At 41.8% G+C, this 15,070-nt stretch carries 13 protein-coding genes; all 13 read right to left on the bottom strand.

Annotation, left to right across the window (positions count from 1 at the left end; translation table 11 throughout):
- Nucleotides 1-7 precede the first annotated feature (7 nt).
- Nucleotides 8-3,484: a DNA polymerase III subunit alpha gene (dnaE, locus tag ABFY09_RS03670; protein ID WP_347982941.1), complete on the bottom strand. Its 3,477-nt coding sequence runs from the start codon at nt 3,482-3,484 to the stop codon at nt 8-10.
- 4 nt (nt 3,485-3,488) lie between these two features.
- On the bottom strand, nt 3,489-4,076 hold the full coding sequence (gene rnhB / locus ABFY09_RS03675) for a ribonuclease HII (RefSeq protein WP_347982942.1): 588 nt from the start codon (nt 4,074-4,076) through the stop codon (nt 3,489-3,491).
- Between the two features lie 11 nt (nt 4,077-4,087).
- Entirely contained in the window at nt 4,088-5,242 is a 1,155-nt protein-coding gene (gene lpxB, locus ABFY09_RS03680; RefSeq protein ID WP_347982943.1) for a lipid-A-disaccharide synthase, read from the bottom strand.
- Between the two features lie 64 nt (nt 5,243-5,306).
- Nucleotides 5,307-6,083 (bottom strand): acyl-ACP--UDP-N-acetylglucosamine O-acyltransferase, encoded by a 777-nt coding sequence (gene lpxA, locus ABFY09_RS03685; protein ID WP_347982944.1) that lies wholly within the window; start codon nt 6,081-6,083, stop codon nt 5,307-5,309.
- Nucleotides 6,084-6,089: 6 nt separating this feature from the next.
- The gene (gene fabZ, locus ABFY09_RS03690; RefSeq protein ID WP_347982945.1) at nt 6,090-6,521 is read right to left on the bottom strand and encodes a 3-hydroxyacyl-ACP dehydratase FabZ; all 432 of its coding nucleotides are present in this window, start codon (nt 6,519-6,521) and stop codon (nt 6,090-6,092) included.
- Nucleotides 6,522-7,559, bottom strand: coding sequence for a UDP-3-O-(3-hydroxymyristoyl)glucosamine N-acyltransferase (gene lpxD, locus ABFY09_RS03695; RefSeq protein ID WP_347982946.1), 1,038 nt, complete (start codon nt 7,557-7,559; stop codon nt 6,522-6,524).
- A gap of 3 nt (nt 7,560-7,562) precedes the next feature.
- Nucleotides 7,563-8,057: an OmpH family outer membrane protein gene (locus ABFY09_RS03700; RefSeq protein WP_347982947.1), complete on the bottom strand. Its 495-nt coding sequence runs from the start codon at nt 8,055-8,057 to the stop codon at nt 7,563-7,565.
- Between the two features lie 22 nt (nt 8,058-8,079).
- Complete coding sequence (gene bamA / locus ABFY09_RS03705) at nt 8,080-10,395, bottom strand: outer membrane protein assembly factor BamA (protein ID WP_347982948.1); 2,316 nt, start codon at nt 10,393-10,395, stop codon at nt 8,080-8,082.
- A 10-nt stretch (nt 10,396-10,405) separates the two neighbouring features.
- Nucleotides 10,406-11,752 (bottom strand): RIP metalloprotease RseP, encoded by a 1,347-nt coding sequence (gene rseP, locus ABFY09_RS03710; RefSeq protein WP_347982949.1) that lies wholly within the window; start codon nt 11,750-11,752, stop codon nt 10,406-10,408.
- Nucleotides 11,749-12,924: a 1-deoxy-D-xylulose-5-phosphate reductoisomerase gene (gene ispC, locus ABFY09_RS03715; RefSeq protein WP_347983064.1), complete on the bottom strand. Its 1,176-nt coding sequence runs from the start codon at nt 12,922-12,924 to the stop codon at nt 11,749-11,751. Before ispC ends, rseP begins: the two co-directional genes overlap by 4 nt.
- Nucleotides 12,924-13,727, bottom strand: a complete 804-nt coding sequence (locus ABFY09_RS03720; RefSeq protein ID WP_347982950.1) for a phosphatidate cytidylyltransferase — start codon at nt 13,725-13,727, stop codon at nt 12,924-12,926. Before ABFY09_RS03720 ends, ispC begins: the two co-directional genes overlap by 1 nt.
- Before the next feature lie 2 nt (nt 13,728-13,729).
- The gene (locus ABFY09_RS03725; protein ID WP_347982951.1) at nt 13,730-14,461 is read right to left on the bottom strand and encodes an isoprenyl transferase; all 732 of its coding nucleotides are present in this window, start codon (nt 14,459-14,461) and stop codon (nt 13,730-13,732) included.
- Between the two features lie 49 nt (nt 14,462-14,510).
- Nucleotides 14,511-15,068, bottom strand: coding sequence for a ribosome recycling factor (gene frr, locus ABFY09_RS03730; protein WP_347982952.1), 558 nt, complete (start codon nt 15,066-15,068; stop codon nt 14,511-14,513).
- Between the last annotated feature and the right edge of the window lie 2 nt (nt 15,069-15,070).

Here is a 15,070-nt window from a genome sequence, read left to right on the forward strand (position 1 = left end):
AATGCGACTAAGTATACACTAACTGAACGTTTTGTTTACCGTATTGTTTCTGAAGTTGGTGAATTAATTCGTCATCTGGACGAACTTTCCACTCATTTCCTAAACGAATATCGCCACAAGCCTGCGGCGTGTCAAACCCTATCACTACGTCACAACCATCCCCGCGGAATGATGACATGTAGTTTGCAAGTGTTTGTATCTCTGTTGGTGTTACCGTCTCAGAAGTCCAAGTAATTCGCAATGCCTCAACATAACGAATTCGGGCTTGAGCAATATCAAGAACATTTCGGGCGATAACCTTTTGTCCACCTCGAAACTCATCAACGGAAATTTCGCCTTCCACCACAACCACTTCATCTTTAACAATAACGTCTTTAAAGGTGTCGTAATTATCAGGGAAAACGGTCACTTCAATTCGAGCAGAGCGGTCATCTAATGTAACGAAGGCGATGTTACCACCTTTTTTACTTTTGGTAATACGTAAGTCAACAATCAACCCTGCCATGATTTGCGTATCGCCACGCTTCGGCTGTAAGTCAACAATTTTAGAGCGAACAAAACGACGAATTTCTTTTTCATATTCGTCAATTGGGTGCCCCGTTACATACAAGCCCAAAGTGTCTTTTTCACCATCTAAGCGCTGTCGCGGAGGCCATTCATGCTGAATACCAATGTCTCGATAAGCATCTTCAGTGCTTTCCTCAACCGCCACGCCAAATAAGTCCACCATACCAGCGTCTTGGTTTTTGGCATCTTGAACAGCACGTTTTAATGCTTCATCAATGCTCGCAAATAAGGTTGCTCGGTTTGGACCAATGGTGTCAAAAGCACCCGAGCGGACAAGTGCCTCCATGACACGTTTATTAATTTTGCGTCCAACACGTTGGCAGAAATCAAAAATATGTTCAAAAGGCCCCTCTTTACGAGCTTCAACAATAGCTTCAATCGGCCCTTCACCAACGCCTTTTATTGCACCTAAACCATAAACAATGGCGCCTTGCGGATTAACCGTGAACTTATACACAGATTCGTTAACATTCGGCAGTTCTAATACCAATTTCATTGAACGACATTCTTCAATGAAGATAACGATTTTATCTGTGTTCTGCATATCTGCCGATAATACCGCGGCCATGAAAGGAGCAGGATAATGGTTCTTTAACCAAGCTGTTTGATAAGAAACCAAGGCGTAAGCGGCTGAGTGAGATTTGTTAAAACCATAGCCCGCGAACTTCTCCATCAGGTCAAATATGTTGCCGGACAGATCTTTGTCTATGTTGTTTTTAAGCGCCCCTTCCATAAAGATTTGACGCTGTTCCGCCATAACTTCGGGCTTTTTCTTACCCATGGCTCGACGCAATAAATCGGCGCCACCCAGAGAAAACTTAGCCAAGACCTGAGCAATCTGCATTACCTGCTCTTGATACAGGATAATCCCGTAAGTCGGTTCCAAGACTGGAATCAGGTCATCGTGTTGATAATCTGGGTGTGGGAAAGCCAACTCTGCTCTACCGTGCTTACGGTTGATGAAGTCGTCCACCATGCCTGAGCCCAAAGGCCCCGGACGATACAAGGCCACCAAGGCGATAATGTCTTCAAATCGAGATGGCAAAAGCTTCTTGATAAGTTCTTTCATACCACGTGATTCCAGCTGGAATACCGCGGTTGTCTCTGCTCGCTTCAAAAGGTCGTAGGTGGATTTATCTTCCAGATCAATCAAAGCGATATCTAATGGAGGCTTACCTTCTAATGCGTTGATGGTGTCAATATTCTTAACGGCCCAGTCAACAACTGTAAGCGTTTTCAACCCTAAGAAGTCAAACTTAACCAGTCCCGCTTCTTCTACATCATTTTTATCGTATTGCGTCACCAGCCCTGAGCCGTCTTCTTCACAATACAAAGGCGCGAAATCAATGAGCTTGGTTGGAGCAATAACCACACCACCGGCGTGCTTACCAAAGTTACGCACCACACCTTCTAAAGACATGGCCATTTCCATGACTTCTGCTGCGTCTTCATCACCAGAAATAAATTCTGGCAATGCAGGCTCTTCTTCCAATGCTTTTTTCAGCGTCATACCTATTTCAAAAGGAATCAGCTTAGACAACTTATCGCCAAGGCTATAAGGCTTACCTTGTACACGAGCAACGTCTCGCACCACGGCTTTCGCCGCCATGGCACCAAAGGTAATAATCTGTGAAACCGCATCTCGACCATAAGTTCGAGACACATAATCGATCACTCGGTCTCGGTTATCCATGCAGAAGTCGATATCGAAATCCGGCATCGAAACCCGTTCAGGGTTCAGGAATCGTTCAAATAGAAGATCGTATTCCAAGGGATCCAAATCCGTGATCTTGAGCGCATAAGCCACCAATGAGCCTGCACCCGAGCCTCGACCCGGCCCAACAGGAATACCGTTGTCTTTCGACCATTTAATGAAGTCCATTACAATCAAGAAATAACCAGGGAATCCCATTTGGTTAATAATGGTTAATTCAAAGTCCAAACGATCCCAATATTCTTGGCGGCGTTTTTCTATTCTCTCACCGTATTTTTTGGTCAGAAAATCAAAGCGCTCTTGGAGTCCATCGTAAGATAACTTGTTAAAAAACTCTTCCATCGTCATACCCTCTGGAACGGGGTAATCAGGCAAGAAATACTCTCCAAGTAAAACATCGACACTACAGCGCTTGGCGATCTCTATCGTATTTTCAATGGCTTCTGGAATGTCTTCAAACAGTGCCGACATTTCTTCCGGCGTTTTAAAGTATTGCTCTTCTGAGTAACGACGTTTACGGCGCGGGTCATCCAATGTCACACCATCGTGAATACACACTCGAGCTTCATGGGCTTCAAAGTTTTCGCGCTTTAAAAATCTCACGTCATTGGTTGCCACAACAGGACAATCTAATTCGGCTGCCAAGGGTATTACGTCATGAATATAATTTTCTTCGCCGGCACGGCTCGTTCGCTGCAACTCAATATAAAAGCGATCAGGAAAAACTGACATCCAGTGCGCCAAACGCTGCTTAGCTTGCTCTTGGCCACCTTTTTTTAACAAGATGCCTATGTCACCAAAACCAGCACCAGACAGCGCGATCACATCCTCACTGCAACCTTCAATCCATTCACGGCGAACAATAGGACGCCCTTCTGATTGACCTAATTGATAGCCTTTAGAGATCACATCTATGATGTTTTTGTAGCCTTTATTTGACATCGCCAACAAGGTAAGACGGTAGCGGCTGTCTGTTTCCTCGTCTTCTTCCACAACGACATCTGCGCCGCAAATAGGCTTAATCCCTTTGTCCATTGCCCCTTTATAAAAGCGGACAAAACCACAAAGGTTATTTTCATCGGTAATTGCAGCCGCGGGCATGGACATCGCTTCTGTCGTGCCTAACAAGCCTTTTATTTTGACCAAGCCATCAACCAAGGAAAACTCAGTATGAACTCGTAAATGTACAAACGATGCAGACAAAATATTATCCTTCAAGAATCTTTTTTACTGGGCCAAAACTGCGTCTATGAATAGGGGTAATACCATGCAAACGGATTGCCTCTAAATGCAAAGCCGTTGGGTAACCTTTATGTTTTTCAAAACCGTATTCTGGGTAGGTCTTCGCTAGCTCAACAATTGACCTGTCACGGGTCACTTTAGCTAAAATCGACGCAGCAGAAATAGCCGCTTGTCGAGCGTCCCCTTTAACAACAGCTTCTGCAGTACAAGGTAAATTAGGAGGAAGACGGTTTCCATCCACCAGCACATGTTCAGGAGACACAGATAACAAAGCGACAGAACGAGACATAGCCAACATGCTTGCGTGAAGAATATTTAACTCATCTATTTCGTCAATACTGGCACTGGCGATGGCGTACGCTAGGGCTTTTTCTTGAATCTCATCAAATAAAGCTTCACGTTTTTTTTCACTTAACTTTTTGGAATCTGCCAAACCAGCAATAGGGTTATTTGGGTCTAAAATCACAGCGGCAGCAACAACTTCACCCGCGAGCGGCCCTCGCCCAGCTTCATCTGTGCCAGCGACCAAGTCGCCAAAGTACATTTGACTCATAAAAGGCTCTATCATCTGTTCTTTTCATCCAACATAGCAACAATGGCTTTCGCGCCTGTCTCGCCTGCATTTTTACGTAGCATTTGATGCAAAGCTAAATATTTAGCCTGTATCGCTTCATTTGCTTTAAACGTTTTCCATGTTTCCAACAAGGATGCAGCGAGATTCTCTGGCGAAGCATTTTCTTGCAATAATTCTGGAACCAAAGCTTCATTAGCCAATAAATTTGGCAGAGAAACATAAGGCACCTTAATCATTCTAGATAAAATAAAATAGGTCAGTTTATTTACTCTATAAGACACCACCATTGGACGTTTCACCAACATAGCTTCCAATGCGGCTGTTCCTGACGCCAATAAAATCGCATCCGATGCAGCCATTACAGTCCGAGATTGGCCATCAATTAGAATCGCATCCGTGTTTGCTTGTTGAAGAATCTCGGTAATCTGCTGACGGCGCTCTGCATTGGCCGCAGGGATAAGAAATACCGCATTTGGCTGTTTTTCTTTAATTTGTTTGATCGTATCAATGAACAAAGGCGCCAAACGAGAAACTTCACCTTCTCTAGAACCTGGCAAGACAGCAAAAATAGGAGCACTTCCTACATCAACACCCAGCGTTTTTCTGGCGATATCTACATCACTGACTAAAGGTATCTCGTCGGCTAAAGTGTGTCCGACACAAGTTACAGGGATATCATGTTGATGATAAATTGGCAGCTCAAATGGGAACAAAGCCAACATTAAATCAACTGATTTTTTAATACCAAAAATACGTTTCTGACGCCAAGCCCAAACAGATGGACTGACATAATGCACTGTTGGAATGCCTTGTAATTTAAGCTTTTTCGCCAGCGGCAAATTAAAATCTGGAGAGTCTATTCCAATGAAGGCTGTCGGAGGGTTTTCAATACAACGGTTATATAAATCTTTACGGATACCCAAAAGCTCTCGTAAACGACCAAGAACCTCAACCAATCCCATAACAGATAAACGATCCATAGGAACTATGCTATTTAACCCCTGAGCTTGCATCAAAGGGCCACCAATACCTTCAAAAATCGCTTCAGGTTGCAATGCTTTTAGATGGGCAATGAGGTTAGCACCTAATATATCGCCTGACGCTTCACCAGCGACTAAAACATAGCGAGTTGTCGAAGATGTCATTGTATAACCTCTAATAATAAAAAACCCCGAAGCAGTCCGGGGTTTTCTTTGAGAAAATCACCTGTTACCTAACTATTCCACGCTTAGATTGACGAATAGAGGAAATGAAACTGATGACTTCAGGTATTTGAGAGAACTCACCCTGCTCAAGGCTTTCTAATGCTATTTCTAACGTTAAACCTTTTAGATAAACCGTTTTGTAAGCCATTTTTAAGGCACGAATAACTTCTTTTGGAACACCTCGGCGGCGCATACCTTCAAAGTTCATTCCATGTGCTTTTGCAGGATCACCGGAAACCATAACGTAACAAGGAATATCCTTGACCACCATGGAACCCATACCGCACATACTGTAGGAGTTCACCTGACAAAACTGATGAACACCAGTGTAACCACCTAAAATAGTGTTATCGCCTACATGAACATGACCAGCTAAAGCGGCAAAGTTGGCCATAATATTATTGTTACCAACAATACAATCATGACCGACATGAGTGCTCGCCATAAACAAGTTATTGTCACCAATTTGAGTCAGGCTGTTGTCTTGAATCGTACCTCGGTGAAGAGTGGCATTCTCACGAATGACATTTCCATCGCCAATAATTAATTGCGTTGGCTCACCTTTGTACTTTTTATCCTGATTCGCTTCACCAACAGAAGCGAATTGATAAATCTCATTATTACATCCAATTGTAGTATGACCATTTATAACAACATGCGATTTAACGACTGTGCCAGCGCCAATTTTAACGTCTGGACCGATCACACAAAATGGACCGATCTCTACACTAGAATCAATCTCTGCTTTCGAATCAATTAAACTCGTTGGATGTATTGCCACTATACCCTACCTGTCTGCACACATAATCGTCGATGAACATACAAGTTCACCTTCAACCGTCGCTTTACACTCAAACTTCCAAATACCACGTTTTTCAGTCAGAATTTTTGCTTCAAGTTGAACACGGTCACCCGGCACAACTGGACGCTTAAAACGTGTTTTATCAGATCCTACAAAGTAATACATAGAACCATCTTCCGGCTTTTTATCCATAGTTTTAAAACCAAGGATTCCAGCCGCTTGCGCCATCGCTTCAATAATCAATACGCCTGGCATGACTGGGTCATCTGGAAAATGTCCATTAAAAAATGGCTCATTTACCGTTACATTCTTATAAGCAACAATGGACTCATTTAAATTTAATTCAACGACACGATCTACCAATAAAAACGGATACCTGTGAGGTAAGTATTGGCGGATTTCTTTCACGTCCATCATTTATTTATCAACCTTCTCTAAAAACTTATTAACTTGTTGTTTCAATTGTAAAAACTGCTTTGCCATTTCATCAATTCGTCTGACTCTGGCTACTGTTCTACGCCATTTAGCTGTTGGCTCCATCCCCATACCAGATGAATATGACCCTTCATCTTCAATAGAGTTACTTATCATACTCATACCAGTAATGTGTACGCGATCCACAATCGTTAAATGACCTGCGATACAAACACCACCAGAGATAGTACAAGAGGAACCAATTTTTGTGCTGCCAGCAATCGCCGTGCTTGCTGCAATCGCCGTATTATCACCAATTACGACGTTATGAGCAATTTGAACTTGATTATCTATTTTGACGCCGTGACCAATTTGAGTATTTTCAATTGCACCACGGTCAATGGTTGTACTTGCGCCCACTTCTACATTGTTACCAATATTAACTGAGCCCAACTGATCAATTTTTTCCCAACCTGTTTGAGTAGGAGCAAAACCAAAGCCATCCGCACCAATAATTGATCCACTATGAAAAATGCAAGACTCCCCGATAACGACATCATGATAAAAAGTAACATTAGGGTACAAACGAGTGCCTTTACCTACTTGGGTTCCTCTACTGACAACACAGCCAGCACCAATAATGCAGTCATCAGCAATCACTACATCATCATCGATTGATACATTTGGACCAATGACAACATTCTCACCAATTTTCGCATTGACTGAGACAACAGCGCTATTATGAACACCAGACCAGCCTTGAGGAATTGGTGTGAATAAGTGAGAAAGCTGAGCAAACGCTAAATAAGGGTTAGGAACAACTATTGCGTTTTCCACTAACTGAGCAAGCTCTTCATTTTTCACAAGAACAGCACCAGCTGAAGTCAAAGCTAATTGGCTTTGATACTTAGGGTTTGCTAAAAAACTTAACTCTTTATGAGTCGCATTTTCTAATGTTCCCAATTTATCAATAACAAGGTTAGCATCTCCTTTAACAACACCTTGAACCTTGTTAGCCAGCTGCTCTAGCGTATACCCCATAGATTAATTGTCCCTATTTATACGTTCTACTAATTCGTTTGTAATGTCAGCGTCTTGGTCTGCATACAAACTTAACTGTCTATTCAATACTAAGTTTAGACCACGTTCTTCTATTAAAGACTTTAGTGCAGCTTCAGCTTTTGGTGTTAAAGATTGAACCAATTGCTGCTCTAATTCTTTCGCCTGACGCTGCATGTTTGCTGCCATAGAGCGCAGTTTGTTTTGTTGTTCTGCAAGAGCCTGTCTACGCTTGTTAAACTCTTCTTTCGAAAGTGTTAGTTCATCACGCTTTAGCTCTTGAGCAGATGTTTCAAGTGCTGATTGCTCTTGTTTTAAACGCGCATCCATCTCTGCAATTTTTTGTTTAGGCTCTTCAGCCGCTTTTTGCCCCATATTACTTTGTAATACAGCGGCTCTAAAGTCGACCACAGCCACTTCAGTGGCATATAGGTTAGCGGCAAAAAACACACTAACTAAAATACTTATTACATGTTTCATGTTTATCTTCCTAAATTATAAATTAAAAAGTTGTACCTAAACGGAACTGAAAGAAGTCTGTATCATCGTCACTATCAGCATTTAATGCTCTAGCAATATTGAATGACAATGGCGCAATAGGGGTTATCCATGTCCAACTTAAACCGATACTGTAACGGAATTCATCAGCTGAAATACCCGCAGTACAGTTCTCACTCACGATATAACAAGAATCCGTAAATACATTACCGCCATCTAAGAAAAGAGCTGTACGAACAGATTTATGGTCTTCAACCATAGGCAGCGGGAAAATAATTTCCGCGGTACCTACCATCAAAATATTCCCCCCCATAGCGTCGCTATCATTATCAGAGTCATCATCATAAGTATTCTGAGGACCTAACGAAGAAGAGCTATAGCCACGAACAGAGCCGATACCACCAGCATAATAATTCTCATAAAATGGCAAATATTCGCTGTCTCCATAACCATTACCATAACCAAAGCGCCCTTTAACATGGAACAGCCAGAGGTTGGAATTATCGATATTCCAATATTTCTCGGAGGTTACACCGACTTTATAGTATTGCTGATCACTTCCTGGTGTCGCCACTCGTAAACTAACACTGGTTGCGTAACCGTTTGTTGGCAGAATACCACCTATAAGATCACTATCTGAGTACACAGCAGATGCGATAAAGTCATTAAATTCATTACCATAAGTATCAACAAAGTATTCAGATTCTAGTGACGGATCATCACTTAGATCAATACTGGTATTTTGGACTGCAGCACTAAATGTCACACTTTCAGTATCAGATATAGGGTAACCATAGCTAAGCTCTAACCCAGCCTTATCTAATTGATAGTCTTCAATATCATCAGAATCATAATCACTGGATTGATAATAAAGCTTTGCGCCTCGGCTCACGCCATCAACAGTAAAGTAAGGGTTTCTGTAGGTAATCGAATACAAGGAGTAATCACTTGAACGCGAAGCATTAAATGCTAAGCGGTTACCCGTTCCTAAGAAGTTTGATTTAGAAATACCAAAACCAAAGATAAAACCATCATCATCCGAGAAACCAATACTGGCATTAATGCTTCCCGATGGTTGCTCTTGCACAACCACTTCAATATCAACTAAGTCAGTGGTACCAGGAACTGGACGCGTTCTTAAATTAACACTACCAAAGAAACCTAAACGCTCAAGGCGGCGCTTAGAAGACTGTATTTTTGAGTGAACAGCCAATGCACCCTCAAACTGGGTCAGTTCCCTACGTAAAACTTCATCTTGTGTTTCACTGTTACCACTAAAGGTAATACGACGCACATAGACTTTTGGCCCAGGTGTAATTTGATAACTAAGATTAACGGTATGATCATCTCGTTTATCAGGAATAACATTTACATTCGTAAAGAGGTAACCATTGTTTCCAAGTTCTGTAGAAATGTCTTCAATAATCTTGGTCACTTCACTACGAGAAAACGCATATCCTTTTTTATGGGAAATGTGTTTCCACACCTTGTCTTCTGAAATAGGTAAACTACCACTTAAAGACAGCTCGTTGACGAAATAAGGCTCGCCTTCATCGACGTTAATCACAATGTATACATCGCGTTTATCCGCAGACAAACTTACCTGACTAGAAACCACGTCAAAATCTAAATAACCTTTATCTAAGTAAAAACTTTTTAAGGTATTTATGTCGCCTTCGATTTTAGCTTTTGCGTATTCGTCAGCAGAGCTGAAGGGATTCCAGTAACCAGTCTCTCTTGCTTCAAAATCTTTCGTTAGCTCTTCATCATCAAAGGCTTTGTTACCAACAATATTGATGTGAACAATTTTAGCAGTCTCACCTTCATCAATATTGATCAAGATTCCGGTACGATTACGAGGCATTTCTTCAACAGATATATCCACTTTGGCACTGTAACGACCAAGAGCATAATATTGACGCTGCAACTCTTGCGCGATTTGATTTAGCGTTTCGGGTTTATAAATTTCACCAATTTCAAGACCTGATAACTTAAGCCCTCGCTCTAGGTCTTCAGTATTAATCAGATCATTTCCCTCTATGGTTAAATTACCAATAGAAGGACGTTCAACGACATCAAAAACTAATATGTCATTTTCTTCATAAACGTTAATGTCACTAAAATAGCCTGTATTAAAAAGAGAACTGATCGCCTGATACACTTTATCAGAGTCATAAGACTTCTCTTCGTCAAACCCAATTACATCAAATGCTCTAGCGGATGGCATTTGTACTAAACCATCGATTCGGACATCCTCGACGGCTTTTGCAACACTCTGCACGCTTATTAAAGCCAAAAATACTGCTGAAACGACTTTCACACATACCTCTCTACAAGCGGGCAATATCATTAAAAATGGCAATTGCCATCATAGAAAATAAAAGAGAAGCGCCGACACGATATGCCACATTCTGGATCTTTTCAGAAACAGGTTTACGACGGATCGCTTCAATACCAAAAAACAACAAATGCCCACCATCTAACATTGGGATAGGCAGTAAATTAAGCACCCCCAAACTAACACTGAGATAAGCCATAAATTTTAAAAAAGATTGCAAACCAGAGTCTGCAGACGCACTTGCTACTTTTGCAATCGTTATCGGTCCGGACAAGTTATCAACTGATATCAGTCCTTGTAACATTTTCCCAACAGAGGAAACCGTCAAAGATACCATCTTAGAGGTTTGTGCAACACCATAAAAAACCGAATCCACAATTCCATAATGGCGCTCCCTGATAAGACTTTCATCCCATTCAGGTGGTACAACAGCCAACCCTGCATACCCAACAAGCTCACCATTTCGCTCTGTTGACTTAGGCAATAACAGCAATTCTTTAGAATTGCCTTCTCGTTGTACCGTTACTAGCAGCTCCTTGTTTGGGCTTGCTTGAACCAAAGCAACAACTTGATCCCAACTTGAAATCGAATCACCATCTATTTCAACAATCGTATCGCCTGCTTCGAAGCCAGTGGAATAAGCCGCCCCATTTTCAACAACTTGATCAATTACAGGAAGGACTTTTGGTTGCCATGGAACAACCCCAAAAGCTCGTATCATATTATTAGGTTCATCTCCGACTAACCACTGGTTTAGACGAACCTCCTCTTCTTGCTGAGAAAGCAAACCCTCGGCTTGGTAACGAACGATAATGGTTCTTGTTTGCCCAATCAAGCCCGCTAACGCTAAATTTACATCTTCCCAAGAATCCACCGCCTCACCAGCAATGGAAATCAGCTCATCTTCCGCTTGAATACTCGTCTGAGCTAAAGGTGTATTTGGTTCAACACTTCCTATCTTGGGTGCAACAGATTGAATCCCCAACATAGCGACAATCGCGTAAATAAACGCAGCCAAAATAAAGTTAGCAATCGGCCCAGCAGCAACAATAGCAATGCGCTGCCATACTGTTTTGTTATTAAAGGCTTGATTCTTTAAACCCTCGGGAACATTTCCTTCGCGCTCATCAAGCATTCGGACAAATCCCCCAAGTGGTATCATAGCAAGGGTATATTCTGTTCCCGTTTTACCTACATGGCGATAGATAGGCTTACCAAATCCGACCGAGAAACGCAGTACCTTCACACCACATCGACGAGCAATAAAATAATGGCCAAATTCATGAAAGGTAATCAGAACACCTAATGAAATAACAATAGAGAGGATATTTTGAATCATGAAACACTACCGTCAGAAATATACTTTTGAGCTAAAGAACGTGCTTGAGCATCCGCTTCAAAAACATCTTCAATTGCATCAATAGCAACAATATTCGTAGAAGAAAGCACTTTTTCATTAAAACGAGCAATATCAAGAAAAGAAATTTTTCGCTCCAGAAAAGCATCGACTGCGACCTCGTTCGCTGCATTTAAAGCCGCCATTGCAGAGCCACCAGCAAACCAAGCATCTGCGGCTAGTTGCAAATTAGGAAAGCGAGTTAAATCAGGAGCTTCAAAGTTTAATCGGGCCACGTCAACCAAATTCAAGGGATCAACTTGCGTCTCAATACGATCAGGCCAAGTCATCCCATAAGCAATGGGAATTTTCATATCTGGATTGCCCATTTGTGCAATAACGGAACCATCTCGATAAGACACCATAGAATGAATAATACTTTCTGGGTGAACCACCACCTCAACATCATTCGGAGTGACATCAAATAACCAACAGGCTTCGATTAGCTCAAGCCCTTTGTTCATAAGAGTTGCTGAATCGATCGATATCTTCTGCCCCATGGACCAATTTGGATGTTTACATGCCTGTTCAGGAGTTACAGAAGACATCTCGCCCAAAGACCAAGTTCTAAAAGGTCCACCAGATGCAGTAAGAAGAATTTTAGATATGTCTTTTTTGTGGGCGCCTTGGGAAGTTTGAGGCAAGCTTTGATAGATCGCGTTATGCTCACTATCGATGGGCAGAAGCACGACGTTATGGCGCGCGACCTCATCCATAAACAACTTACCGGCTGTCACCAAAGACTCTTTATTTGCCAACAAAGTTCGCTTACCTGCTCGAATCCCTGCCAAAGTCGGCTTAAGACCAGCAAATCCCATGATCGCGGCCATAACTTGATCAACAGCTGAATCAGAAGCAATGCTATCCAAAGCATCACTTCCCCATTCAAATGAAGTTGGCAAGCCCACACACAAAAGAGCCAACTCCTCACAGGCTTTCTCTGTTCCCATAACGACTCTTTGCGGCTTAAAGCGATGACAAATCTCCGCCATTTTAGCTACATTTTCATTTGCTGATGCACAGATCAAGGAAAACTTATCAGGATGCTGAGCAATAATATCTAGTGTACTCTGACCTATTGAGCCCGTTGCACCTAGCAAACAAATCCCCTGCATTAAAGCCATCCAGCCAAACTCAATAACAACACATAAATAGGCGCTGCTGCAGTCAAACTATCAACTCGATCCATGACACCGCCATGCCCAGGAATCAAGCGACTTGAATCTTTCAAAGACTCATGACGCTTAAACAAACTTTCAGTCAAATCACCTAAGACCGAAACTGACGAAGTCAACAGAGCAATCAAAGCCAACACAAGCCACTGGGAAACGATAAAGTCACTATAAAAAGCAAAAAACATAACGCCTAACTGAGTTAAAGCCAATCCGCCAATGACGCCTTCCCATGATTTACCAGGACTAACAAACTTAGCAAGCTTACGTTTTCCAAATGCACGACCAGCAAAGTAAGCGCCAGAATCTGCCCCCCAAATCAATCCCATGAGAAGCAAAACCCACATTACAAAATCATCAGTTTGCCTTAAGACAACCAAAGCACACCAAGTAGTCAGTAAGACCAATACACCAAATAAAAGACGACTATTGGTATGACGCCATTGCAGTAAATCGGGGTAGCGTACAACCCAATACAAGGCAAGTAACCACAAAAGAGGCGCTAAATTTAAAAGTAACGCCTGTGCATCAAATGCAAAAACAACAAAGCACAAGACACCAATTAATACAGCAAAAAGTACGCGACCAATTTGATTTAGCACACCAGACAAACGAGCCCATTCCCAACCCGCTAATAAAACCACACCAACCATTGAGATAATAAAGCTAGATTCTTGCAATATAAAAACAGCACAAACAAACAAAACAGCCATAACAATGGCACTTAAAACCCGTGGGAGTAACATGCTTAACGACCACCATAACGACGTTGACGATTTTGATAAATATGCAATGCTTCATCAAAATGTTGTTGATCAAAATCCGGCCATAACACCGGCAAAAAGACAAACTCAGAATACGCAGTTTGCCATAATAAGAAGTTGCTAATTCGTTCTTCACCAGATGTTCTTATTAACAAATCTGGCTCAGGTAAATCAGCCAGTTGTATACATTCACCTAATGATGATTCATCCACTTCATCTAAAGACAATTCACCTAACAAAACTTGCTCTGCTATTTTTTTAGCGGCTTGAGCAATATCCCAGCGCCCACCATAATTTGCAGCAATAACAAGTGTCATTTGATCATTGTCTTTTGTTGCTTCAACTGTTTCCGCAATTTGTCGTTGCAAACTGTCACTAAAAGCAGAAGTGTCACCTATTATCTCAAGTCGAATTTTATGCTCATTCAGTCGCTTTAACTCTTTTTTAAGAGAGCGCATAAACAAGGCCATCAAGCCATCAACTTCTATTTTAGGGCGTTTCCAATTTTCGCTAGAGAAGGCAAACAACGTAAGCACCTTCACTCCAGATCGAGCTGCCATTTCTACAGTACGGCGAACAGCGGCAGCACCAGCAGTATGACCCGCTATGCTTGGGAGATGTTTTTTCTTCGCCCAACGATTATTACCATCCATGATTATGGCAATATGCGCAGGCACAACTACAGATTCAAAATCATCGCCAACCAATTCAGACATATTTATTCCTAGCCTATAAAAAAAGCGAGCCGAAGCCCGCGTTTTTTTATTAAATTTCCATCAAATCTTTTTCTTTTGCGGCCAGACGCTCTTCAACTAGAGCTACGTACTTGTCTGTAATTTTTTGCACTTGATCTTGTCCACGACGCTCATCGTCTTCAGAAATCTCTTTTTCTTTCACAAGATCTTTCAGGCCACCGTTAGCATCACGACGAACATTACGAATAGAAATTCGGCCATTTTCAGCTTCATTTTTTGCTTGCTTGAAGTAATTCTTACGAGTTTCTTCCGTTAAAGCAGGCATAGGAATACGAATAAGGTTGCCGTTGGTTGCAGGATTCAAACCAAGGTCCGACTTCATAATGGCCTTTTCAATTTCAGGAACCAAGTTATTTTCCCAAGGAGAAATACCTAAAGTGCGAGCATCTTCAACAGTAATGTTTGCAACTTGGCTCAGTGGTGTTTCAGAGCCGTAATAATTCACTTTAACGGAATCAAGAATACTTGGGTGCGCACGACCCGTACGAATTTTTTTAAACGCAGACTCAACAGAAGAAACCGCTTTACCCATACGCTCTTCTGCATCTTTAAGAATTTCGTTAATCATAA

This window comes from Marinomonas sp. 5E14-1 (assembly GCF_039939215.1).
Lineage (GTDB): Bacteria > Pseudomonadota > Gammaproteobacteria > Pseudomonadales > Marinomonadaceae > Marinomonas.

Coding starts and splice junctions, on each gene's coding strand:
- ispC (WP_347983064.1), bottom strand. CDS start 12,924: ATGCAGGGGATTTGTTTGCTAGGTGCAACGGGCTCAATAGGTCAGAGT.
- rseP (WP_347982949.1), bottom strand. CDS start 11,752: ATGATTCAAAATATCCTCTCTATTGTTATTTCATTAGGTGTTCTGATT.
- ABFY09_RS03700 (WP_347982947.1), bottom strand. CDS start 8,057: ATGAAACATGTAATAAGTATTTTAGTTAGTGTGTTTTTTGCCGCTAAC.
- frr (WP_347982952.1), bottom strand. CDS start 15,068: ATGATTAACGAAATTCTTAAAGATGCAGAAGAGCGTATGGGTAAAGCG.
- rnhB (WP_347982942.1), bottom strand. CDS start 4,076: ATGAGTCAAATGTACTTTGGCGACTTGGTCGCTGGCACAGATGAAGCT.
- fabZ (WP_347982945.1), bottom strand. CDS start 6,521: ATGATGGACGTGAAAGAAATCCGCCAATACTTACCTCACAGGTATCCG.
- ABFY09_RS03725 (WP_347982951.1), bottom strand. CDS start 14,461: ATGTCTGAATTGGTTGGCGATGATTTTGAATCTGTAGTTGTGCCTGCG.
- ABFY09_RS03720 (WP_347982950.1), bottom strand. CDS start 13,727: ATGTTACTCCCACGGGTTTTAAGTGCCATTGTTATGGCTGTTTTGTTT.
- lpxD (WP_347982946.1), bottom strand. CDS start 7,559: ATGGGGTATACGCTAGAGCAGCTGGCTAACAAGGTTCAAGGTGTTGTT.
- lpxB (WP_347982943.1), bottom strand. CDS start 5,242: ATGACATCTTCGACAACTCGCTATGTTTTAGTCGCTGGTGAAGCGTCA.